Source organism: Chryseobacterium hilariae (genome assembly GCF_051400735.1).
Classification (GTDB): domain Bacteria; phylum Bacteroidota; class Bacteroidia; order Flavobacteriales; family Weeksellaceae; genus Chryseobacterium.
In genome coordinates, this window is sequence record NZ_JBLFFJ010000004.1 from 340,120 (window position 1) to 362,192 (window position 22,073).

At 36.3% G+C, this 22,073-nt stretch carries 20 protein-coding genes; 5 read left to right on the forward strand and 15 right to left on the reverse strand.

Annotated features, from left to right (window positions below; all coding sequences use genetic code 11):
- Positions 1-71: 71 nt before the first annotated feature.
- The 4 genes from ACMGDK_RS14090 to ACMGDK_RS14105 all read right to left on the reverse strand — a co-directional run bounded on the left by ACMGDK_RS14090 (position 72) and on the right by ACMGDK_RS14105 (position 2,907).
- A complete protein-coding gene (locus tag ACMGDK_RS14090) occupies positions 72-1,094 on the reverse strand; it encodes a hypothetical protein (RefSeq protein ID WP_436808542.1) in 1,023 nt (340 codons plus the stop codon).
- Positions 1,095-1,280: 186 nt separating this feature from the next.
- Positions 1,281-1,796 carry a hypothetical protein gene (locus ACMGDK_RS14095; protein WP_436808543.1) on the reverse strand — a complete coding sequence of 172 codons (516 nt, stop codon included), beginning with the start codon at positions 1,794-1,796 and terminating at the stop codon, positions 1,281-1,283.
- A gap of 7 nt (positions 1,797-1,803) precedes the next feature.
- Positions 1,804-2,337, reverse strand: a complete 534-nt coding sequence (locus ACMGDK_RS14100; RefSeq protein WP_436808544.1) for a hypothetical protein — start codon at positions 2,335-2,337, stop codon at positions 1,804-1,806.
- Between the two features lie 18 nt (positions 2,338-2,355).
- Positions 2,356-2,907 carry an RNA polymerase sigma factor gene (locus ACMGDK_RS14105; protein ID WP_436808545.1) on the reverse strand — a complete coding sequence of 184 codons (552 nt, stop codon included), beginning with the start codon at positions 2,905-2,907 and terminating at the stop codon, positions 2,356-2,358.
- Between the two features lie 190 nt (positions 2,908-3,097).
- On the opposite strand from ACMGDK_RS14105, the gene ACMGDK_RS14110 reads away from it, so the two are divergent.
- From ACMGDK_RS14110 to porW, 4 genes are all read left to right on the forward strand, one after another.
- Positions 3,098-3,847 carry a Rossmann-like and DUF2520 domain-containing protein gene (locus tag ACMGDK_RS14110; protein ID WP_436808546.1) on the forward strand — a complete coding sequence of 250 codons (750 nt, stop codon included), beginning with the start codon at positions 3,098-3,100 and terminating at the stop codon, positions 3,845-3,847.
- Entirely contained in the window at positions 3,837-4,355 is a 519-nt protein-coding gene (locus tag ACMGDK_RS14115; protein WP_436808547.1) for a KdsC family phosphatase, read from the forward strand. The genes ACMGDK_RS14110 and ACMGDK_RS14115 overlap by 11 nt, the downstream gene beginning before the upstream one ends.
- Positions 4,356-4,362: 7 nt before the next feature.
- Positions 4,363-4,917, forward strand: coding sequence for a Maf family protein (locus tag ACMGDK_RS14120; RefSeq protein ID WP_436808548.1), 555 nt, complete (start codon positions 4,363-4,365; stop codon positions 4,915-4,917).
- A gap of 85 nt (positions 4,918-5,002) precedes the next feature.
- Positions 5,003-7,570 carry a type IX secretion system periplasmic lipoprotein PorW/SprE gene (porW, locus tag ACMGDK_RS14125; RefSeq protein ID WP_436808549.1) on the forward strand — a complete coding sequence of 856 codons (2,568 nt, stop codon included), beginning with the start codon at positions 5,003-5,005 and terminating at the stop codon, positions 7,568-7,570.
- 51 nt (positions 7,571-7,621) lie between these two features.
- Here the strand turns inward: porW and tsaB are convergent, their stop codons facing one another.
- The 7 genes from tsaB to rpiB all read right to left on the reverse strand — a co-directional run bounded on the left by tsaB (position 7,622) and on the right by rpiB (position 14,257).
- A complete protein-coding gene (gene tsaB / locus ACMGDK_RS14130; protein WP_436808550.1) occupies positions 7,622-8,308 on the reverse strand; it encodes a tRNA (adenosine(37)-N6)-threonylcarbamoyltransferase complex dimerization subunit type 1 TsaB in 687 nt (228 codons plus the stop codon).
- An 82-nt stretch (positions 8,309-8,390) separates the two neighbouring features.
- Complete coding sequence (locus tag ACMGDK_RS14135) at positions 8,391-9,140, reverse strand: SDR family NAD(P)-dependent oxidoreductase (RefSeq protein ID WP_436808551.1); 750 nt, start codon at positions 9,138-9,140, stop codon at positions 8,391-8,393.
- A gap of 50 nt (positions 9,141-9,190) precedes the next feature.
- Positions 9,191-9,562 (reverse strand): YraN family protein, encoded by a 372-nt coding sequence (locus ACMGDK_RS14140; RefSeq protein ID WP_436808552.1) that lies wholly within the window; start codon positions 9,560-9,562, stop codon positions 9,191-9,193.
- A gap of 51 nt (positions 9,563-9,613) precedes the next feature.
- Positions 9,614-10,543 carry a S66 peptidase family protein gene (locus ACMGDK_RS14145; protein WP_436808553.1) on the reverse strand — a complete coding sequence of 310 codons (930 nt, stop codon included), beginning with the start codon at positions 10,541-10,543 and terminating at the stop codon, positions 9,614-9,616.
- Entirely contained in the window at positions 10,540-11,226 is a 687-nt protein-coding gene (locus tag ACMGDK_RS14150; protein ID WP_436808554.1) for a LysE family translocator, read from the reverse strand. The genes ACMGDK_RS14145 and ACMGDK_RS14150 overlap by 4 nt, the downstream gene beginning before the upstream one ends.
- A 64-nt stretch (positions 11,227-11,290) precedes the next feature.
- Positions 11,291-13,444, reverse strand: a complete 2,154-nt coding sequence (gene rnr / locus ACMGDK_RS14155; protein WP_436808555.1) for a ribonuclease R — start codon at positions 13,442-13,444, stop codon at positions 11,291-11,293.
- 378 nt (positions 13,445-13,822) lie between these two features.
- Complete coding sequence (gene rpiB / locus ACMGDK_RS14160; protein ID WP_426048222.1) at positions 13,823-14,257, reverse strand: ribose 5-phosphate isomerase B; 435 nt, start codon at positions 14,255-14,257, stop codon at positions 13,823-13,825.
- Positions 14,258-14,811: 554 nt separating this feature from the next.
- Between rpiB and ACMGDK_RS14165 the strand changes: the two genes are divergently transcribed.
- The gene (locus ACMGDK_RS14165) at positions 14,812-16,002 is read left to right on the forward strand and encodes a phosphoglycerate kinase (RefSeq protein WP_436808556.1); all 1,191 of its coding nucleotides are present in this window, start codon (positions 14,812-14,814) and stop codon (positions 16,000-16,002) included.
- Between the two features lie 540 nt (positions 16,003-16,542).
- Here the strand turns inward: ACMGDK_RS14165 and ACMGDK_RS14170 are convergent.
- From ACMGDK_RS14170 to ACMGDK_RS14185, 4 genes are all read right to left on the reverse strand, one after another.
- Positions 16,543-17,364, reverse strand: coding sequence for a class I SAM-dependent methyltransferase (locus ACMGDK_RS14170; protein ID WP_436808557.1), 822 nt, complete (start codon positions 17,362-17,364; stop codon positions 16,543-16,545).
- 114 nt (positions 17,365-17,478) lie between these two features.
- Positions 17,479-19,341: a tRNA uridine-5-carboxymethylaminomethyl(34) synthesis enzyme MnmG gene (gene mnmG, locus ACMGDK_RS14175; protein ID WP_436808558.1), complete on the reverse strand. Its 1,863-nt coding sequence runs from the start codon at positions 19,339-19,341 to the stop codon at positions 17,479-17,481.
- A gap of 151 nt (positions 19,342-19,492) precedes the next feature.
- A complete protein-coding gene (gene ybeY / locus ACMGDK_RS14180; RefSeq protein ID WP_436808559.1) occupies positions 19,493-19,912 on the reverse strand; it encodes an rRNA maturation RNase YbeY in 420 nt (139 codons plus the stop codon).
- Between the two features lie 4 nt (positions 19,913-19,916).
- Positions 19,917-22,073, reverse strand: coding sequence for a patatin-like phospholipase family protein (locus ACMGDK_RS14185; RefSeq protein ID WP_436808560.1), 2,157 nt, complete (start codon positions 22,071-22,073; stop codon positions 19,917-19,919).

Consider the following 22,073-nt stretch of genomic DNA (forward strand, 5'->3'; position numbering starts at 1 on the left):
ATTTTTAGTCACAAATGCTTCCTTTTAATTCTGATTTCAATAAAAAAGAGAAGCAATATGCTCTCTATGTATTATTTAGATTTATCAAAATTTTCCGGCAATATATAATTTCCCGTTAAAGGGTCAAGTGAAACTTCTGTTCCCGCCATTGCTTTTCTTTTTTTCGCTGCTTTGGCATCAATGGCTACATTGACTGCTATACTTCCTATCAAACCTCCTATACCGCCGCCAAACATTACCATCGTAGAATTAGATTCAGGAAAAAGCTCTTCTTTTTTAACTTCAATGAAAAGTCCCATTTCATCTCTGAAAATTTCAACATAACCCACCGGAATTACCTTAAATGGAACTCCGTTATGAACAAATGCATAAAAATTTCTGATTGGCTTTTTATCATCGCCCTTCACAGCTTTTGTCACAACACCTTTGCTGTTGGTTTCAACCGTATACCCCGGCTCCGGATTGTGGGTAAAGAAACTGTAGGAATCTTTATAAACCCCTTCTTTTAATGCATCCGACTTTAAAATATCAAGCTTATCTATCAAAATAGAATGATAACTGGCAAGATCATTTTCTGAAATACCAAATTCCCAAGTAGTTTTACTGTAAGAATCTTTCAGCAAATCTGCTAAAGACAGTGTAATTTTCTTTGCTAAACTTTGTGATAAGTAAGGTGTATTTCGTGATGAAATCGTTGCAACGGTATCTATTCTGTTAACAAAATGATAACCGTCATTTTTCTTTTTAAAAGTACTCGCCCGCAATTCAAGCTTTCCGATAGAATATTTTTCTTTTATATCTTCAGAAATAATTATATTTTCCAGTAAAAGTACCAATTCATCATTTCCTTTAGCCATATTGTATTTATAAAACCAATCTGAAATGTCTTTACTCGCGTCATTTTCAAAAACAATATTCACTTGATTTTTGTGAAATAATATACTCCCAATTTCTTTATTGGGTCGCTGATCAATTACAGTGAAGCTTTTGTACGTATTTTTAGTGTCTTTTATAGACTTAGACAGGTCAATTACTTCCGTTTTCTGGGCGAAAAATAAGCCGGAAAGTAATAGAAAGAAGAATATTTTTTTCATACTGATAATTTTACGAAACCGGGATCTGCTTTAAACAGAAACCTTGAGTTTAATTGAACTTACTTCACAAAAATAAGAATTAGCTCACTATCTATTGAAATTAAATCATTTTATACATCCTTTAAAACTAAACGGCTCTCACAAACAATGTCTGTAAGAGCCGTCCAACATTAAAAAAATAAACTATTATGGGTTTTGTTTGGGCTTTGCCAGACTATTATTGCGTCCGCTGTGAGGTTTTCTCTCATTCATTTTATCTCTCATCATTCCTTCAGACTGAAACAGTTTCAATACTTTTTGGCAGGGAATCACCTGCTGCATCTTGTCAGCATATTTCTTTCTGTTATCCAGCAGCTTTTGTCCTACTTCGAAACTCTGCTGAAGCTTTGCTTTGGCCTCATCATCAGATAATGTTTCTGGGTTGAAATCAGGGTTAAACTGGCTTTTTATCTGCTTCTGATTATCTAAATATTCGTTATAAAGCTGAGTGAATTCTGTTTTATCACTTGCTTCAATTTCAAGATTTTCCACCACCATATTATTCCTAAACTTCTTAAGAAGTTCTTTTCTCTCTTCAGGAGAAAGATTGTTTATTACCTCTTTTCTTTGTTTAGGGTTCATTTTTTTCCAGTCATAATCTGAATTCTGGGCATTCAGGCCAAAACCATAAATAATAAAAAGTGCAAATAATATCTTTTTCATCTTTCTTTTAATTATATAAATCTAAATAAACGTCCTGAGTTGAATTGCTTGCCAGTTCTGATATCTCAGAGTTGGAAAACGAATCCAGATATTCATTCATTTTAATTTCTTCTTTTTTTGTGGCAGCTTTTACGGGCTGCGGAGCTGTCCCGTTTTCTACATCCTTTTTAGGAATGTATGAAACAGTTTTAGTCCCCTGATTGCTAACTGTTTGATTATTATTTTCAACAGAAGTTAAATCTGCTTCCAGAGTTTCATATGCGCGTTCGCTTTCTGTTTTAGGTTCCTGATTATGGACAGCTAATGTTTTTGAATTCAACACATCTTTAGACTGATCATTATCAGAATTAAAAACATACGTTCCCCCGAATATCAAAGCCAGCGATGCTGCAGCGGCATACATCCAGTTCAGCTTGAAAACCGGTGCTTTTTTATTCGCTTTCACTTCGTTCATCACATTATTCTGGATATTTTCAAATAAATGATCCGGAACTTTGTAAATATTCTTTCGTTCTAGTTTTTCTATGTCGAACTCTTTCATCTTTGTTTTGTTCAAAAATTATCTCTCGTAATTTCCTTTAATAAATTCTTCTATTTTTTGTTTGGCATAATGATAATTGGTCTTTAAAGTCCCTACAGACATATCTACAATTCTAGATATCTCTTCATAGGGTAGATCATCATAATACCGCATCATAAATACCAGTTTCTGCTTTTCGGGCAGGCTTTGTATAGCATTCTGAAGCAACAGCTGTATTTCTTCTGCGTCTCCTTCCGTATTGTCGGCCACCAGGTTCTGCATATAATACTCAGGATCTTCATCCGTTTTCTGCATTTTCTTCAACTTGTTGACCTGCTGTAATGCTTCGTTCGTAGCAATCCTGTAAAGCCAGGTATACAGCTGGCTGTCATTTTTGAACTGGTGAAAATTCTGGTAGGCTTTAATAAAAGTCTCCTGCAGTGTATCCTGAGCAAGATCTCCATCCACAATAATTCTTCTGATGTGCCAGTACAATCTGCTTTGATAAGCATCCATCAAGGCACGGACACCTTTTTCCTGGGTCCGTGGATTCTGCATCAACGAAATAATTTCCGCGTCCTTAATCTTCATAAGATGCTTTCACTGTTTTGGATTACAAAAATAGCCGAAAGTTAAATTACTTATTCAATTTTCGGTCCAAATATTTAAAATAATATCAGATCGTTATAGCCCGAACCTTATACAACGGGCAACAAGCATTTCCATCATAAACTTCCGCAGCTCTGCATCCGTCTTCTTTATAAAATCTTATCTTTGTTAGATGCAAACTGTAATTATAGGTTCCGGAAATGTGGCTTATCACATGGCAAAGGCTTTTAGTCTGAATAATATTCCATTAATACAGGTTTTTGGAAGGAACGGCGAAGAACTGAAAAAAATTTCCGGGGAACTGAATGTTCCTTATTCTACTGAGCACCTGCAAGATGCAGACCTGTATATCATCTGTGTAAGCGACAATTCTGTAGAAAATGTTTCCGGGCTTATCACTAAAAAAAACTGTCTGGTAGCCCATACTTCAGGATCTCTTCCCAAAGAAATCCTGAAAGGAGAGTACCGGAAATCAAGTTTTTATCCTTTGCAGACGTTTTCAAAATCGAAAGAGCTGGATTATGAGAAAACTCCGTTCTTTATTGAAACTGAAAACGCACAGGATAAGCAGCTTCTTTTTGAAATTGCTTCCAAAATTTCAGAGAACGTGATGGAAAGCAGCTACGAGAAAAGGAAATATATCCACCTTACTGCGGTTTTTGCCTGCAATTTTGTCAATCATCTTTTCGCCAGAGCAAAGGAAATTTCAGACTCGCAGGAAATTCCATTTAATTATTTTCTGCCTCTGATTGATGAAACGGTACAGAAAATTCATGAGATAGAGCCTAAAGCTGCTCAAACCGGACCTGCCGTAAGAAATGATGTGAGGATACTGGAATTACATGAACAGCTGTTAAAAGACGAAAGTCTTGAGATTTATAAAACAATGAATCATTCTATTCAAAAAATGTATGAGCTATAAAGAGAAATTAAAAGATATCAAGGCGTTTGTATTTGATGTAGACGGAGTTTTTACAGACGGAAGTGTTTATCTGCTTCCTGGAGGAAATATGTGCAGGGTAATGAATGTTTTGGATGGCTATGCGGTAGTTAAGGCATTAAAAAACAATTATTTAATAGGAGTAATTACTGGTGGAAATGATGAAATGGTAAAACACAGGATCAATTATCTTGGAATAGAGGATTATTATCCAAAGTCACATGATAAAATGGTTGATTTTGAAGATTTTAAAAGGAAACACAATCTTAAAAACAAAGACATCCTGACCATGGGAGATGATCTTCCCGACATCCATATCATGGAGAACTCCGCTATTGCGGCATGTCCTGAAAATGCTGTTCCCGAGGTAAAAGGAATATCCGACTATATTTCGGGAAAAAAAGGGGGAAGCGGCGCAGTCCGTGATGTGATAGAACAGGTAATGAAGGTTCAGGGGAACTGGCATGATGATAACACACAATCTGTATAAAGTTTTTATGAAATTACTTTTAGCATCCCAATCACCCAGAAGAAAAGAACTGCTTTCAAGTTTAGGTTTCAATTTTGAGGTTGTAAAAATAGACTGTGAAGAGATTATTCCAGAGAATATCGAAATAGAGGAGGCAGCAGCTTATCTGTCTGAATTAAAAGCATCTGCATTCAGAAAATTAGCTGATGATGAAGTATTGTTAACTGCTGATACCGTAGTTGCAATAAATAATCAGATTCTTGGAAAACCGAAAGATGAGAATGAAGCAAAGCATATGCTACGGTTGCTTTCAGGAAAAACTCACCAGGTTTATACGGGAATTACCATAAAATCCGTTAATAAAACATGGACTGAAACCGATGTTGCGGATGTAGAATTTGATGAGATTACAGATGATGAAATAGAATATTACATTCAGAATTACAGACCTTTCGACAAAGCCGGAAGCTATGGCATCCAGGAATGGCTGGGTATGGCAAAGATCACGAAGATGAACGGAAGCTTTTATACGATCATGGGACTTCCTACTCATTTGGTTTATAAAATTTTGAGAGAAATATAAATATTATTCATTACAAAATTTTGTTATTTTTACAAAATCATCAACTGCTTATAATAAAAAGCAGATAAGAGAGTTATATTGAATAATGAAAAAGAATATTTTATTCCTTTTAATCATGTGTATCGTTGCCTCCTGTGCTACCAAGACCAAAAAGCCGGAACAGCGATCAAAATTCATGAAAGGATTCAACACATATTATAATACCCTTTTTAATGCAAAAGATGCGTTAAATAGTGAATTTACGAGCAGAGACAAGGCACATAAGGATAATTTTTATGCTCCTTATATTCCTATCCTTACGTTTGAAGACCAACCTTTGGGAAGCGATCTGGGACAATCCGCAGCATTCGCTGAAAATTCCATGAAAATGGCTGAAGTAAACAAATCTTCCTCAGAAAGGGGAGTTCCGGGAATGCCGCCAGAAATGCCTGGTGCACAAGGAAATGGAACTCCCGGAATGCCTGATGAGCTTCAGAATAAAGGAGCAACTACACTAGAAATTGCCGAGGCCAAGGCTCAGAAAGCAATCAACAAATATTCTGTTATCAGAAACGGTGAAGAAAAAAATAAGAAGATCTTTGATGCCTATATGATTCTTGTACAGTCCAGAATCTACCAGAACAAGGCAGTACAGGCTCTGGACGCCCTGAACTATGTTTTTACACGTATGAAGGATGATAAAAGGCTTCCTTTGGCTAGAATTTATCAGGGAGTAGCCTATGCACAGATCAAAGATTATCATAAAGCCAACGAAACTTTTGCCAAGCTGAAAGGGGAGGACATTAATAAAAGCTATGCAAAACTGCTGAGCATTTATCATTCTGAAGCTCTTCTGGATGCCGGAAAGCTGGAGGAAGCCGGAGCAGAGCTGGACAGGGCTTTTGAACTGAATTCTGACAGAAAACTGAAAAGCAGGATAGCTTATCTGAGAGGACAGGTTTCTGAAAATCTGGGACAAAATGATAAAGCCCGTGAAAGCTTCACCCAGGCTTATAAATATGCCAATGATTTTGAGTTTGAGGTGAAATCCCAAATTGCTATCGCCAAAACGTTCAATGGAAAAGGCGATTATAACGGAGCCAAAAATTATTTGGAAAGCATCAGTAAGAAAGGAACTTACGGCTCCAGAAAGAATGAATTTTATTATGCTTTAGGTTTAATGGCCAACAAGGCCGGAAAAAAAGATGAAGCACAGGAATTCTTCAAAAAATCTCTGTTCGAGAAGGTTTCTGATCCACAGGTAAGAGGCCTTACGTATTATGAGATAGGGAAGAGCTATCTCGAAAAGAACGATTATATCGGCGCCGGAACCTACTATGATTCTGCACTTACGGTGATGACCTATGAGCCTTCCAAGATCCTTTTAAAGGACCAGTCTGAATATATTAAGAAGATCTCCAGAAACTATTATCTGATCAAGAAGAACGACAGTATTCTTTCTTTAGCAAAGATGAGTGATGCTCAGAAAACTGACTTTTTTTCGAAATATATCGCCAAACTCAAAGCTAAGGAAGAAAAGGAAGAGCAGGAGAGAATACGTGCAGAAAGAAGCAAAGGCTTTGATGCCGGAGATTACAACGCTAATTCAATTTTTGCCAATAATTCCAATTCTTTTGAAGATTTTGGGGTTACCACCAAAGGGTTTTATTTCAGCAATACGGGAACGGTAAGCAAGGGTACTTCTTCATTTAAGCAGATCTGGGGAGACAGGGCATTGGCTGATAACTGGCGTTATTCTAAAAAGATGGCGACTATTGAAGACATGAAAAATGAAGCTCTTGGTGTGACTTCGGCACCTAATCCAAGACGTTTTGAGCCAACATATTATATTGAGCAGATCCCTACAGATCAGGAAAAACTGGGTCAGTTAAAGAAAGATAGAGACACTGCTTCGCTAGGCTTGGGTGTGATGTACCAGAATTATTTTACAAATACCCCTTTGGCAACAAAGACATTATATGACCTTGTTGATGTAAAACCTGAGGAAAAAGTAATGCTTCAGGCCCTTTACGAAATCTTTGCAATGAATTACCAAAAGAATCCTCAGGCTTCTGAAAGAGCAAAACAGATCCTTTTGACCGATTATCCTTATACTTCTTATGCAGAATTTGCAAGGAATCCCAAGAACAATTCATTCGTGAAGTCATCGGAAGATGTTGAAAGCGAATATAAGAAAGCTTATGCTCTCTATGAATCTGAAAAGTTCGGAGAAAGCCGTGATATCATAGATCAGACGATACAGAAATATCCTAAAGACGCCCTTGTTCCAAAATTTCACCTGTTGAATGCATTCAACACAGGAAAAACCAGTGGAAAAGAGGTAATGATTCTGCAGCTTGAGCAGATCGCCCTGAACTATTCTAAAACTCCTGAAGGTATTAAAGCTAAGGAGATGCTGAATTATCTGAAAAGCGAACTTTCTTTCCAGGCAACGGACAATAAAGGAAATTCTCTTCCGCAGCAGCCACAAATGCCAACACAGCCCGTAGAGAATACGACTAACGGCATTCCTCAGAATCCTGCGGGAAATGGTAATAACAGCCAGCTTCAGCAGTCCGTACAGGGCGCAGATACAGAGCCTAAAAAGCCTAAACAAAAACTGAAAAAGGATAAAGAAAAAAATCCTGATGATATTCCGGCAATGCCTAAATAAAAAAAAGCGAAGATTTACTCTTCGCTTTTATATGTAATTGCTTATTTATGGTCATAGAGAATCTGAAGACTTCTTTTTCTTTACTCCATGGAAGTCTTTGAGATAGAAAGGCTCAAAATAGGCTATATCTTCAAACTCCTTTTGATTAATCTTCTCTATGGTTCTTTTGATCAGGTATTGCGCAGAAGGGTAGACGTCATCCTTAAAATCTGCATCCGGAAGATTCAAGATTTCTTTGGCTTTTTTTGCGCCGTCTCCCACAAAAACCACTTTTTTATCTTTAAATTCTTCAAAAGAAGCTTCATCCAAAATTTTAGCTTCGGTTGAAGACAGTTCTTTCCCTGTTTCACCGTCGTAAACGGCCGTATAAACCTCCATTCTCCTCGCATCGATCAACGGCACTATATAATCATAGTTTTTGCCCAAAAAAGGTTCTATCATGCTTTCTAAAGAATTCACTGCAATTAAAGGCACCTTCAGTCCATAGCAGAAGCCTTTTGCAGAGGCAGCTCCAATCCTCAATCCTGTATATGAACCAGGTCCTTTACCTAATGAAACAGCTTCAATATCTTTCATAGTGAGCTCTGCACCTTCCAGTGCCCATTCTACAAAGGTATGAAGGCTTTCAGACTGTTTATAGTTTTCGGAAACTTCTTCGCACAGGCATAGGAGCTTTTCATTGTCTGAAACAGCTACAGAGCAGTTCTTAGAAGAGGTTTCCAGATATAAAATTTTCATCTCTTTTATTTTAAGCTGATGGCAAAATTACGAAAGGCAATATTGCTTCCGAATACTCTGCAAATTTATGTCTTTATTTTAACTATTTTCTGTATATCGTTCTCGGCTCACTCTGCGCACTTGGATAAATGGTCATATCTGAAACCATAACATGTTTTGGAGCATTGACACAGTAAGCAATAGCATCAGCAATATCTTCAGCTTTTAAAGCTTCATAGCCGGCATATACTGTAGCTGCTCTTTCACTATCTCCTTTAAATCTTATGAGAGAGAAGTCAGTTTCCACAGCACCCGGCTGGATATTGGTCACTTTGATTCCGAACTCAGTAAGTTCCAGGCGCATTCCTTCGGAAATTACATCAACTGCTTTTTTAGTTGCGCAGTAAACAGTTCCGTTGGCGTAAGTCTGCCTTGCAGCAACTGAACTAATGTTTACAATATGTCCTGAATTACGGTCTTTCATGGAAGGAATGATCATCTTGGAAACATATAAAAGTCCTTTTACATTCCCATCGATCATAGAATCCCAATCATCTGTCTTTCCAGCAGAAAGAGGATCTAAACCGTGTGCATTTCCAGCATTATTAATAAGAACATCAATAGTTTTCCATTCTTCAGGAAGAGAGTGTATAGCTTTTTCAACTTCTTCAAGATTCCTCACATCAAATTTCAAACTAAATATTTCGGTAAAATGAGAGAGTTCGTTCTTTAGAGATTCTAAAGCTTCATTTCTCCTTCCGCAAATAATAATTCTGTTTCCTTGTCTGGCCAAAAGCTCTGCCGTAGATTTTCCTATTCCGGAAGTGGCTCCGGTGATGAGTATTGTTTTCATTGTATTATAAAAATGTATAATTATACAAAGCACTTAATACTTTATACTTTTTAGTTGCCATCCAATGCTTCAAAAGCATCGGTTATATGTTCAATTGTGAGTTTCTTTTTTCCATCGGCAAGAACAGAGATAATATCAAATCTCACTTCATTGTTCCTGCTAAATTCTTCAAGATAATGGTCAGCTGCCATAACGATAGACTTAATTTTTGTTTTCGTAACCGCTTCCTGGGGCAGCATAAAAAGATCTGTAGAACGGGCTTTTACTTCTGCGACGATGATTATGTTTTCTTTTTCAGCAATGATATCGATCTCAGCTTTCTGAAATCTGAAATTCCGGGTAAGAATTTTATAACCATTCTTCTGCAGATATTCAGCCGCAAGGTCTTCTGCTATTTTACCAAAATCGTTGTGAACTGCCATTATTTGAGCTTGAGAGTTTGAGAATGGGAGAGTGTCAACATCGTTGATCTATTAAAACTCAACTTTAACCTTATCCTTGACCTGTAATTTTACGTTTCCTCCTATAATCAAAGGTCTGTTATCTTTAATATGTCCATTCGGAAATCCGAAAACAGTTGGGAATTTATATTTTGAAATCCTGTCCGAGATCAGCTTATAGGCGAATTCATCGAAGCTTTCTTCGTAGCTTTTATTTTCTTTTTCATCCCCCATATTGGTCATCCCACCAACGATCAATCCTTTTATTTTATTGAAAACTCCGGCTAACTCCAGAGTCATGATCATTCTGTCCAGGGCATAAAAATTTTCCCCTATATCTTCAATGAATAAAATCTTATCCTTGAAATCAAAAGAATACTTGGTTCCTAAAAGGGCATAGATCAGCGCTAAATTACCTCCTACCAGTTCTCCTTGAATATTCCCTGCTTTATTAAATTTATGAGATTTTAAAGCATATTCAGGCTTTTTCCCTTTTAAAATATCAAAAACCAGGTCATAGCTTTCATCTGTTACTCCAAAGCTGGATGTTTTAATGGTCTGCCCATGGATAGATGCAAAACCTTTTTTCAATAAATAGCTTTGAATAACGGTATTATCTGAATAACCGATGTACCATTTCGGATTTTCTGTAAAATTTTTGAGTTTTAAATGCTGAACAAGATGCTGGCAGCCATAACCTCCTCGAGAGGCCCAGATTGCAGAGATTTCTTTGTCATTTAAAGCCCAGTTGATGTCTTTAATTCTTTGCTGTTCTGTACCGGCGTAATTATACCCATTTGAATATTTAGTATAAAGGTATTCGCCAAGAACAGACTCAAAGCCTTTGTTTTTAATCATTTCTATTCCCTTTTCTAGGTGAGTAGTGTCTACGGCTCCGGCTGGGGAAATAATGGCTATTTTAGCTCCTTTTTTTAAGGATTTGGGAAATAATATTTTTTTCATTCTGTTTTTTGATACTTGATTTCTTTTTTCTCAGCTTCTTCTAAACGCCTGTCGAACTGGTTAAATTTCTTAAAGCTCTGCAGAAAGATAAAGAAACTGAAAACAATAAGAATCCCACCAACGATTCTTCTGATCTGGTTGGCAAGCTTCTGGGTAAGTTTATCGTGAAATTGTTTTGCTAAGAATATTTTGGCCAGGTCGATACACAAATAGGTACCAATAACGATACTCACATACAGTATAAAACTACTGGTATCAGGGTACTGGTTTCTTACAGAGATTACTGTAACCAGCCAGAAAAGAATAACCCCCACATTTAAAAGATTGAAGAAAAAACCATTGAAAAACGTTTTAAAATAGTTCTGGCCAATGATTTTTTCTTCACCGGGCATATGCATTTTGGTCCTGGTGACCATCATGACAATCCCATATACAAAAATAAGTATGGAAGTGATCCTGTAAAATCCGGGATGCTTATCTATTAATGTTACAATATCCGCACTTGCATAATATGCAGCAACAATGCATAATAAATCTGCCGTAATGACTCCAAGATCCAGTGCCAGAGCGTGTCTTGGCCCTCTGCTGAAGCTGGTCTCAATTAAAAGGAAAAAAATAGGTCCTATAAAAACCAGGCTCAGCATAAATCCTAAGACAATAGCAGATAGTACAAGTTCAAACATTCAATAGTATTTTAAATGAAAAAAATTTCATCCCATTAATACAAAGTTAGACTTTATGATTTAATTAATCAACAATCTTAAAGTCTAACTGCTTTTGAATAAGGTTGGCTTTTACTACTTTGATCTGAACCTGGTCTCCTAACTGATATTTTTTGCCGGTTCTGTTACCATATACGGCATGGGTCTTCGCATCGTATGAATAAGAATCATCTACAAGATCTCTTAATTTAATCAAACCTTCGGCTCCATTTTCAGGTATTTCAACCCAGAAACCGAATTCTGCAACTCCTGAAATTACTCCTGTAAATGTTTCTCCAAGATGTTTTTCCATAAATTTCACCTGCATAAACTTGATGGAGTCTCTTTCTGCATCGGCAGCAAGTCTTTCCATAGAACTGCAGTGTTTTGCCTTGTCTTCAAGCTCTCCCTTGCTTGGGGATTTTCCTCCGTCAAGATAGTGCTGTAAAAGGCGGTGGGCAAGAAGGTCAGGGTAACGTCGGATAGGAGAGGTGAAGTGGCTGTAATATTCGAAGCCTAGACCGTAATGGCCGATAGGCTCTGTAGAGTATACCGCTTTGCTCATACTTCTCATGGCCAGCGTTTCGATCATATTTTCTTCTCCTTTTCCTTTGACATCGGAAAGAAGCTTGTTTAAAGATTCTGCAACTTTCTTGGTATTGTCAAGATTCATTTTGTACCCGAATGTAGAAACAAAATCTCTCAATGCTTCCAGTTTTGCAGGATTCGGATCATCGTGGACCCTGTAAATAAAGGTATTGTTTGTTACTCCGCCTTTACTGTTCAATGATACAAATTCAGATACTTTTTTATTGGCTAAAAGCATGAATTCTTCGATCAGGTGATTGGAATCTTTACTTATTTTAAAGTATACCCCGATAGGCGAGTTGTTTTCATCCAGATTGAATCTTACTTCACTTCTGTCAAATGTAATAGCTCCGTTTCTTACACGTTCGTCACGCATAATTTTGGCTAACCTGTCAAGGGTATTGATTTCCTCTGCAAGGTCTCCCTGGCCTGTTTCTATACGTTCCTGAGCTTCTTCGTAAGTAAATCTTCTGTCTGAATGAATCACTGTTCTTCCAAACCATTGTTTCTTGATCTCAGCTTTATCATTCAGCTCAAAAACTGCAGAGAATGTATATTTATCTTCATTAGGACGAAGTGAACATACATCGTTACTCAAAACTTCGGGAAGCATCGGAACTACACGGTCTACAAGGTAAACGGAAGTCGCTCTGTTATACGCTTCATCATCCAGAATCGTTCCGGGAACAACGTAATGAGATACATCGGCAATATGTACACCAACTTCCCAGTTTCCGTTTTCCAGTTTCCTGATTGAAAGGGCATCATCAAAGTCTTTTGCATCTTTAGGGTCAATAGTGAACGTACAAATATCACGCATATCCCAACGCTTTGCTGCCTCTTCATCAGTTATTCTTCTGTCGATTTTATCCGCATCAAGCTCAACTTCCTGTGGAAATTCGTAAGGAAGGCCGTATTCTGCAAGAATAGAGTGGATCTCTGTTTCGTGCTCGCCAGGAGCTCCCAGAACCTGGATAATTTCTCCTTCAGGATTTTTATCACCAGGCTTCCATTCTGTCATTTTTACAACCACTTTATCGCCGTTTTCAGCTCCTCCGAATTTAGTCTTAGGAATAAAAATATCGGTATTGATTGTTTTTTTATCACAGACTACAAATCCAAAATCTTTATGGGCAACCAGCTGGAATGTTCCTACAAATTCTGTTCTTGTTCTTTCCAGAACTTCCAGTACGGAGCCTTCCAGTTTCTTCCCTTTGAAATGATAAGTTACAATCAGTACTTTATCGCCCTGCAGTGCATCTTTTACATTCTTAGAGTGAATAAAGATATCATCTTCTATTCCCTCTACACTAACGTAGGCGTTGCCGGACTGATTGAAATCAATGGTTCCAGTCAGGGTTCCCTCAATTTTCAGATTAATGATATATTTTCCTTTTTCAACTTCTTTGATCTTTTCAGAACCCTGAAGTTTGTGAAGAGCCTGGATCACCAGTTCTCTCTGGCGGGGATTCTTATAATCTATTCCGTCTGCGATCTGCTTATAATTATAGATCTTTGACGCATTAGTATTCATGAAACGCAAGATCTGTCTTCCGATCTCTATGAGTTTCTGTTCGTTTTTATGGCTTATATATTTACCTTTTCTTGGCATTTTTAATGTTATTTAATTGTTATTAATTGTAATAATCCTTTTTGAAACCTAATTAAGGATAGAGTTTTTAAATTCAAATAATAAGTAATTTCACCCGTATCTGAATAAAACTGTTTCAGGAATTATTACCTTTATTGATTACTGTTTTTACGTTTTCTTATTAATTCAACAGCATCAATTTTCTTTCCAATTTATTTACAATGGAAACTTTAGTCTGTTAAAATTACTACAAATATGGAGAAGAGGGAGAAAAACCTTTGAATAAATATCTTGGTTTTGGTATGGAAATAATAGAATGGTAATTTCTATTGGCTATTGCAAATGTACAAAATAAATAATAAATAAGGCCTGTAATTTGATTTACAGGCCTTTATATTTCTAGCAAACAGCAATTTTATCAACTCGGTTCTGATGTCTTCCACCTTCAAAATCTGTGGAAAGAAATTTTTCAGCAATTTCTATAGCCACTTCCTTAGAGATAAATCTTGCAGGCATTGAAATCATATTGGCATCATTATGTTGTCTTGCCAGTACTGCGATCTCCGGCATCCAGCAAAGTGCACATCTGATCTTCTGATGCTTGTTCGCAGTGATCTGGACTCCGTTTCCGCTTCCACAGATCAATATTCCCAATTCATTTTCCCCGTTTTCAACAGATGTTGCAGCAGGGTGAACAAAGTCCGGATAATCCACACTGTCTGTGGAAAACGTTCCAAAATCCTGAACATCAAATTGTTCAGACAAATAGTTCTTAACAATCTCCTTATACTCATAGCCTGCATGGTCTGCAGCAATAGCTATTTTTCTTTTCATAATACTTGTATTAAGTCTTTTTAGATTTTATTTCATGACAAAGGTAAGAATAATAACAAAGTCTGTTAGTTAATCCGTAGTAATTTGTGAAAAGCCATGTGAATAACTGTGGAAAACTTTTTTCAACTTTCTATTTTTAAAGATGAAATTATTTCGTAATGGAAAATGTATTTGAAAATTTTAACCACAATTTTCAAAATCTTTTCTCCACTTAATCCAAAGTTTTTCCATAAAAAAATTACTAATAACAGATTTGTGGGAAAGTTACCCACATCTGTTGGTAAGTGCGTGAAAAAGCAGATTTACAATATTTTACAATGTGAATTAAATATGAATTGAATAAAAATTAATTGTTACCAATTATTTTGATAAAACTTATCCCCGAAACTAACAATACTCAACAACAACTACATTATTCTTTTTTTTAAAGAGAGAAAAATTGTTGATTAGTGGATGAGTGGGTTGGGGGAAAGTTTTCAAAAAGTTTTGTTTTAATGGTTCCGTAGAAAATGTTTAAAAGCTTACATTTGTGAAACGAAAATTCAACGATACTTATGAAAACAATCAATGATTTCAATTTTAAAGACAAGAAGGCTCTGGTAAGAGTGGACTTTAATGTTCCGCAGGATGATCAGCTTAAAGTGACAGATAATACAAGAATCGCAGCTGTAAAACCAACTGTAGAAAAAATTCTTAATGACGGAGGTTCTGTAATTTTAATGACTCACCTTGGCAGACCCAAAGGCGAAGTGAAGGATGAATTCTCTCTTAAGCATATCGTAGATGAAGTTTCAAGTGTTCTTGGAAAGGAAGTTAAGTTTGTGGACGAATGTGTCGGAGAAAAGGCTGAAAAAGCTGCTTCTGAGCTTCAGCCCGGAGAGATCTTATTGTTGGAAAATCTTCGTTTTCATAATGAAGAGGAAAAGGGTGATGAAGGATTTGCTGAGAAGCTTTCGAAATTGGGTGATGCTTTTGTAAACGACGCTTTCGGGACGGCTCACAGAGCTCATGCTTCTACAGCTGTTATTGCTCAGTATTTCGAATCAACTAAATTTTTCGGTTTACTTATGGCGAAAGAGCTTCAGGCTATTGATAAAGTGTTGAGAAAAGGTGAGAAGCCTGTAACTGCCATACTTGGAGGTTCTAAGGTTTCAACTAAAATTACCATTATAGAAAATATACTTCCGGCAATAGATAATCTGATCATTGGAGGAGGTATGGCGTTTACTTTTATTAAAGCTTTAGGCGGAAAAATAGGGAACTCATTGGTAGAAGAGGATAAGTTACCTTTGGCTCTTGAGATTTTAGGAAAGGCTAAAGAAAATAAGGTTAAAGTATATCTTCCTTCAGATGTTATTATTGCAGAAGCTTTTAATAATGATGCTGAAAGAAAAGAAGCAGATATCTATGCAATTCCTGAAGGATGGATGGGACTTGATGCAGGTCACAAATCGAGAGACCAGTTCAATGATGTGCTGCTGAATTCAAGAACAATTCTTTGGAACGGACCGATCGGAGTTTTTGAAATGTCAAACTTTGCAGGAGGAACAGTTGCTTTAGGTGACAGTATTGCTGAGGCTACAAAATTAGGAGCTTTCTCTTTAGTGGGTGGAGGTGACAGTGTTGCTTTTGTAAAGCAGTTTGGTTATGATGACAAGGTAAGTTATGTTTCTACAGGTGGAGGCGCAATGCTTGAAAGTCTGGAAGGTCTGGAGCTTCCGGGAATTGCTGCTATCAATAAATAATATTTTATTTTTATATATAGGAGACCGTCAGCTGTGGCGGTCTTTTTTTATTTTGCTTTTGAATTAAGAGTGAGTTAAGGCTAATTGTCGAAAATCAGTGGTAAATTCCAATTTTGTTAAAAAAGATGTGGATATCTGCAAACTTTTTATAAAATTTTTTTTTGATGAAAATTTACTATTGGCGAATATTTTTTTGAAAGTTATTTTTTCATATGATCAAATTTTTAACCTTTATTCAAAATTTTGTAAAATAATTTGTTAGCTCAATTTTATTCCAATAGCTTTTTTATTTGGATAATTTTTCTAACCTGAAATTGTTCAATCAATAATTTTTAGAAATTTACAGTTTGCTATAAATTGATATACTTCCTTTTTTATATTTTCTAAATTGTTAAAGAAGTCGAGTAGGGGAGTTTTTAAATTTACTTTTAATTTGACTTATATATCGATCAAAAAATAACCCGGAATATTCTCCAGGTTTTGTTTTTTTGTTGAAATTGGCGAAAATTGACCTTCATAAATGGCCCAAAAATCGATTTTCTATCTTTTTTCGATAATGTATATCAAACTTGAAAATTCGTTCGAAAAAAGTGCCTTTACGTTAGAAATAGTTCCGTAGATAATCGCTTTTAGCCAAAAAAGAGGTGATTTTTTGTATTTTTCGCTTAACATTGAGATGTAAAATGAGTCAAGGACTAAAGGTTTAATTTTTCTCATTTTCCAATCTGGTTTCTTGGAAATTAAATTTTCCATACCATTTTTGGAGAAATGATAAATATGTCTCGGTACATCATAAGCCGCCCAGTATTCTTTGTAATGTTTTGCATCATAGGAAGTAGGGTTGGGAACAGCTATAATGAGAAGTCCTTTATCTTTTAATTTCCTGTGAAAAATCTCAAGCATTTCATCTTGGTTTTCTACGTGTTCAAAAACGTGCCATAATGTAATAGAATCTAAACTTTGGTCTTGAATAATGTTAATATTATCAATTACCGTTGCTTTGGATATTTTATTAAGTGCAGCTTTTCTGGCATCAGCATCAGGTTCAAAACCAAAAGTTTCAAAATCGTTTTCTATATATTTTACAAATTCTCCGGCACCGCAACCGTAATCAAGAACTTTAGAACCTTTTTTTATTCTGTCTGCGAGGATATTTTTTTTGTATTGCAGATTAAAAGACTGTAAGAATTTATAAAGCTTTTCTTTAAAGCTTCCTGAATCCTGGTGATGGGAAATATAATCTTCGCTTTCGTAATATTTTGAAATATTGGATGGAATAGGAGAGGTTTTGAAAACCCCTTTCGTTTCTGTTTCTTTTATTTCAAATATTTCCTTTGAAAGAAAATGATCCTTTATTCTCATTGAATTAATAACTTGATTTTTAAAATAAGGTATTTACTGCTTGAAAATTTAACGCCTATAAATACCTTAATTTTTTCTTTTTATTATAAATGTTTCACGTGAAACATTTTTGATTTAACGTCCTAAATAGACCAGTAAAACGTTTATATCGGCCGGAGAAACACCGCTGATTCTGCCTGCCTGTGCAATAGTTTTCGGCCTTACATTAGACATTTTCTGTTTTGCTTCCGAAGAAAGGCTGGAAAGGCTTTTATAATCAAAATCTTCAGGAATTTTTATATTTTCCAGACGGTTGAGTTTCGCTACATTTTCTTTTTCCTTTTCAATATAACCTTTGTATTTGATATTAATTTCGGCCTGTTCTCTTACTTCATCATCATATTGTGATGAGAATTCTTTAATAACATCAATAGTATCAAGCTTGTCCAGCGTAATATTCGGTCTGGTAAGAAACTGTGATGCTCTGTAAGCCTGATCTACAGGATTACTATCAATAGCTTCTAATATAGGGTTGATAATGCCTGGTTTTAAAGAAGTTTCTCTTAAAAATTCTTCAAGTTCCTGACTATTAGCCACTTTCGTTTCTACTTTTCTTAATCTGTCTTCTTTTGCAAGACCTAAATGATAAGCTTTCTCTGTTAGTCTGATATCTGCATTATCCTGTCTTAATAAAAGTCTGTATTCTGCACGGGAAGTAAACATTCTGTATGGTTCTTCTGTTCCTTTTGTGATCAGATCGTCAATAAGCACACCAATATAAGCTTCATCTCTGTTCAGAATGAAATCATCTTTTTCGTGTACTTTATTATGGGCATTGATACCGGCGATTAAACCTTGTCCTGCAGCTTCTTCATATCCTGTAGTTCCGTTAATCTGACCTGCAAAATATAAATTATCAATCAGTTTTGTTTCTAAAGTATGTTTTAACTGTGTAGGAGGGAAGTAGTCATACTCAATAGCATAACCAGGACGGAATACTTTTACATTTTCAAAGCCGGGAATATGCTTCATGGCTTTGATCTGTACGTCTTCCGGAAGGGAAGAGCTGAATCCGTTTACATAGATTTCAACCGTTTTCCATCCTTCCGGTTCTACGAAAAGCTGATGTCTGGTTCTTTCCGCAAAACGGTTGATCTTATCTTCAATACTTGGGCAATATCTTGGTCCTAAACTCTGGATTGTACCATTAAACATTGGACTTCTGTCGAAACCTTCCCGCAGAATATCATGTACCGTTTCATTGGTATAAACGATATGACAACTTAATTGTTTTGTTAATTTCGGAGTATCTGTATAGCTGAATTTTTGAGGGTTTTCATCTCCTTTCTGTTCTTCCATCTTAGAATAATCAAGACTTCTTCCGTCTACTCGGGGAGGAGTTCCTGTTTTCATTCTTCCAGCTTCGAAACCTAAGCTTACCAATTGTTCGGTGATCCCGAATGCTCTTGGTTCTCCCATTCTTCCACCGCCTAATTGTTTGTCTCCAACGTGAATCAACCCATTAAGGAATGTTCCGTTGGTAAGAACTACAGATTTACTTTTTATCTCAATTCCTAAAGAAGTAATAACTCCGGTTACCTTATTGTTTTCTACAATAAGCTGTTTTACCATATCCTGAAAGAAATCAAGATTGGGTGTTTTTTCTAATGCTAATCTCCATTCTTCTGCAAAAAGCATTCTGTCATTTTGGGTTCTTGGAGACCACATTGCTGGGCCTTTGGAAAGATTCAGCATTTTGAACTGGATGGCAGATTTATCTGCTACGATTCCGGAGTATCCTCCCATAGCATCAATCTCTCTTACGATCTGTCCTTTTGCGATTCCTCCCATTGCCGGGTTGCAGCTCATCTGTCCAATGGTCTGCATATTCATTGTAACGAGCAGGGTCTTTGAGCCCAGGTTCGCGGCTGCGGCGGCAGCTTCACAACCCGCATGTCCTGCACCTACTACAATTACGTCATATGTATCTGAAATCATTTTTATATTGCTTGTTTAAAGCCTTTAATTTTTAATCTTTTATATTAATGTTTCACGTGAAACATTTTTGGAGAATACGCTCTAGATGAGCTTTTATTGTTGCTATAATTGAATACTTTACGATAACTTATTTAAGTTTTTCTTCAATTATTTAAGGATTTGATTCTTTAAATTTAGCTAAATAAAGGTCTTCCATTCTCCGCATTTCTTTCTCTTCTTCTTCCGTCTTATCCTTGTATCCTGCAAGGTGAAGAATTCCATGGGCCAAAACCCTTTTTAATTCTTCTTCGTAATCTCTGGATAGGGTAGAAGCATTGTCCGAAATTCGCTGCAAAGATACGAAAATCTCCCCGCTTATTGTTTTCCCTTTTACATAATCGAAAGTGATGATATCTGTATAATAATCATGCTGCAGATAATCCTGATTGATCTTTAGCAAATATTCATCATCGCAGAAAATATAATTGATTTCCCCTGTTTTTTTTCCTTCTGAAAGAATAATATCTTCCAGCCATTTTTGATAATCTGCACTGACAGATTCCTGTAAATTTTCGTAAAAGAATTGTATCATTGTATTAAAACCAGTGCCCTAAAATAACACTGAATATGCCTTTTTGATTGTTTTTAAGTGAATGGCTAAAATTGACCTTGATTTGTCCAAACGGTGATTTATAACCGGCAGTAAGTCCTACTGAACTATAATTTACTTTAACTGCATCTTCGAAGTTGATATCATCCGAAAGATTGGCAAAACTAAAATTTCCGCTTAAGAAATAGTTTTTGTTGAATTTAAACTGAAGATCATTGGAAACAAGAATAACATTATTGGTATTAAGCTGGGCAAAATAGAAGCCTCCAAAGCTTTTGAAGTTAATTATATTCTGTTCAAAAATCCCACCGAGCCTGTACTGGTAAAATTCCGGAAGATCATCACCAATTGTAATACCACCGTACAGATTAAGACGGTATGAAAACTGCTTTGAAATTGGAACATTAATTCTGATGTCTGCTTTAACCTGTATAATTCTCTTTTCAACCTCGGATTTCAAAAGATCGATCACCTTACCTTCCGCGTTGATATAAATTCCTCTTGACGAGAAGTCTTTATCATTTTGAGTGTCACTTTTTAAAAATACATAAGGGTTTAGAAAACGCATATATCTTTCATGTTCACCATTTATTTCTGCTCCGAAATAGTCATGGCTGATTCCGCCTCCTATGGCAAATTTGTCCCTCCATACAGACTGTATAAAGGCTTCATTCCTGAACCATTCCCATTTATCCACGACAGTATTGTCGATATTCTTGATATCAAAGCTCATACCGGAAGAGTAGATCCCGAATCCGGGGATATATCCGTTATCAATAAAATAATTAAGATAATATCTCGGTTTATCACCTACAACAACATCAAGTGAAAGGTTAGAATTTTTAAATAAAAGACGTTTTCCTGAATAGTTCAGGAGAAGTCCCGTCTTGAATACTTCATCATAATGCAGCCCCACCTTTAGAAAATGCCGGGCCTCATCTTCTGTAACGTAGAGTTTAAGATAATTGGCATTATTTTCAGGAATGATATCATAATTGATAAAGCGGTAATTATTGGTGGCAACAAGTTTATCAATTTTTTTATTGATAGATCCGTAGGTCTGCATAGAAGGGAGACGGAGCCCCATTTTCCCGAGAACATAGTTTTTACCGTAAATACGGCCTCCTTCCAAAGAAATGCTGTCAATCTTATATACATTGGAATATATCGGATTTACACGCTCTCTAAGACGGTCAAACTGTCGTTTTGGAAGCTGATCCAGTATAGAGGTGTATTTCATGCCTTCTACATAACCACTGTCGAGAATTTTTTTCTTTTCGTCGTAGCTGGTGGCTGTCATTCCTTTAAGATTCGGCTTAATATTGATATCCGTGTATTTGTACTGTTTTCTCGTGTCTCTCTTAATTCCGAAGTCAATAACCTGGTTAAGGATGGATATGATATTATTTAAATCTTCTCTTTTCGATAAATCCTGATTAAGGTCCACCCCGATCACGATATCGATTCCTTTGTCCTTTAACGGCTTTGAAGGATAATTTACCGTCATCGCTCCATCTATATAAATACTGTCGCCAATTTTTACAGGATCCATCAAAGAAGGAAAGGCAGAGCTGGCCATAATGGACTGTACGAGATCTCCTTTTTCGAAAATTTCCATGTTGCCGCTTTCCAGATTGGTAGCAACACACATGAAAGGAATAGGAAGTTTAGAAAAATCATCAATATTTGAGACGTTTTTAAAAAGCTCCTTAAGGAGATATACATTTCTCTGTCCTGAACTGATGGAGGAGGGAAGGGATATTTTTCCGTTTTTTAAGGGAATGGATAAAAGATATTTATCCACGGATTTATTAAAAAAAGAAGTTTCCTGTCTGGATTTAGGATCCATGATCAGAGAATAGAAATCGGTATCCATCACGATCTTCTCTATTTCTTTTCCGGAATACCCAGAAGCGTAAAGGCCTCCAACAATGGCTCCCATACTCGTTCCGGAAATATAATCGATTTTCACTCCCAATGAATCCAATACTTTCAGAACTCCGACGTGTGAAAAACCCTTAGCACCGCCACCGGCAAGGGAAAGGCCGATTTTTGGATTTTTTGGAATAACCAGATCCTTTTTCACTTGAGAATGGATCATCAGGAGTTGGAATACGAAGAGAAGGATCAGGAGTTTTCTCAT

Bases quoted from the DNA above. Each gene is read 5' to 3' on its own strand.
- ACMGDK_RS14185 (WP_436808560.1), bottom strand. From the start codon at position 22,073: ATGAGAAAACTCCTGATCCTTCTCTTCGTATTCCAACTCCTGATGATC.
- ACMGDK_RS14095 (WP_436808543.1), bottom strand. From the start codon at position 1,796: ATGAAAAAGATATTATTTGCACTTTTTATTATTTATGGTTTTGGCCTG.
- porW (WP_436808549.1), top strand. From the start codon at position 5,003: ATGAAAAAGAATATTTTATTCCTTTTAATCATGTGTATCGTTGCCTCC.
- ACMGDK_RS14170 (WP_436808557.1), bottom strand. From the start codon at position 17,364: ATGAGAATAAAGGATCATTTTCTTTCAAAGGAAATATTTGAAATAAAA.
- ACMGDK_RS14150 (WP_436808554.1), bottom strand. From the start codon at position 11,226: ATGTTTGAACTTGTACTATCTGCTATTGTCTTAGGATTTATGCTGAGC.
- rnr (WP_436808555.1), bottom strand. From the start codon at position 13,444: ATGCCAAGAAAAGGTAAATATATAAGCCATAAAAACGAACAGAAACTC.
- ybeY (WP_436808559.1), bottom strand. From the start codon at position 19,912: ATGATACAATTCTTTTACGAAAATTTACAGGAATCTGTCAGTGCAGAT.
- ACMGDK_RS14105 (WP_436808545.1), bottom strand. From the start codon at position 2,907: ATGAAGATTAAGGACGCGGAAATTATTTCGTTGATGCAGAATCCACGG.
- ACMGDK_RS14145 (WP_436808553.1), bottom strand. From the start codon at position 10,543: ATGAAAAAAATATTATTTCCCAAATCCTTAAAAAAAGGAGCTAAAATA.
- rpiB (WP_426048222.1), bottom strand. From the start codon at position 14,257: ATGAAAAGAAAAATAGCTATTGCTGCAGACCATGCAGGCTATGAGTAT.
- ACMGDK_RS14165 (WP_436808556.1), top strand. From the start codon at position 14,812: ATGAAAACAATCAATGATTTCAATTTTAAAGACAAGAAGGCTCTGGTA.
- mnmG (WP_436808558.1), bottom strand. From the start codon at position 19,341: ATGATTTCAGATACATATGACGTAATTGTAGTAGGTGCAGGACATGCG.
- ACMGDK_RS14140 (WP_436808552.1), bottom strand. From the start codon at position 9,562: ATGGCAGTTCACAACGATTTTGGTAAAATAGCAGAAGACCTTGCGGCT.
- ACMGDK_RS14110 (WP_436808546.1), top strand. From the start codon at position 3,098: ATGCAAACTGTAATTATAGGTTCCGGAAATGTGGCTTATCACATGGCA.
- ACMGDK_RS14120 (WP_436808548.1), top strand. From the start codon at position 4,363: ATGAAATTACTTTTAGCATCCCAATCACCCAGAAGAAAAGAACTGCTT.
- ACMGDK_RS14135 (WP_436808551.1), bottom strand. From the start codon at position 9,140: ATGAAAACAATACTCATCACCGGAGCCACTTCCGGAATAGGAAAATCT.
- tsaB (WP_436808550.1), bottom strand. From the start codon at position 8,308: ATGAAAATTTTATATCTGGAAACCTCTTCTAAGAACTGCTCTGTAGCT.
- ACMGDK_RS14115 (WP_436808547.1), top strand. From the start codon at position 3,837: ATGAGCTATAAAGAGAAATTAAAAGATATCAAGGCGTTTGTATTTGAT.
- ACMGDK_RS14100 (WP_436808544.1), bottom strand. From the start codon at position 2,337: ATGAAAGAGTTCGACATAGAAAAACTAGAACGAAAGAATATTTACAAA.
- ACMGDK_RS14090 (WP_436808542.1), bottom strand. From the start codon at position 1,094: ATGAAAAAAATATTCTTCTTTCTATTACTTTCCGGCTTATTTTTCGCC.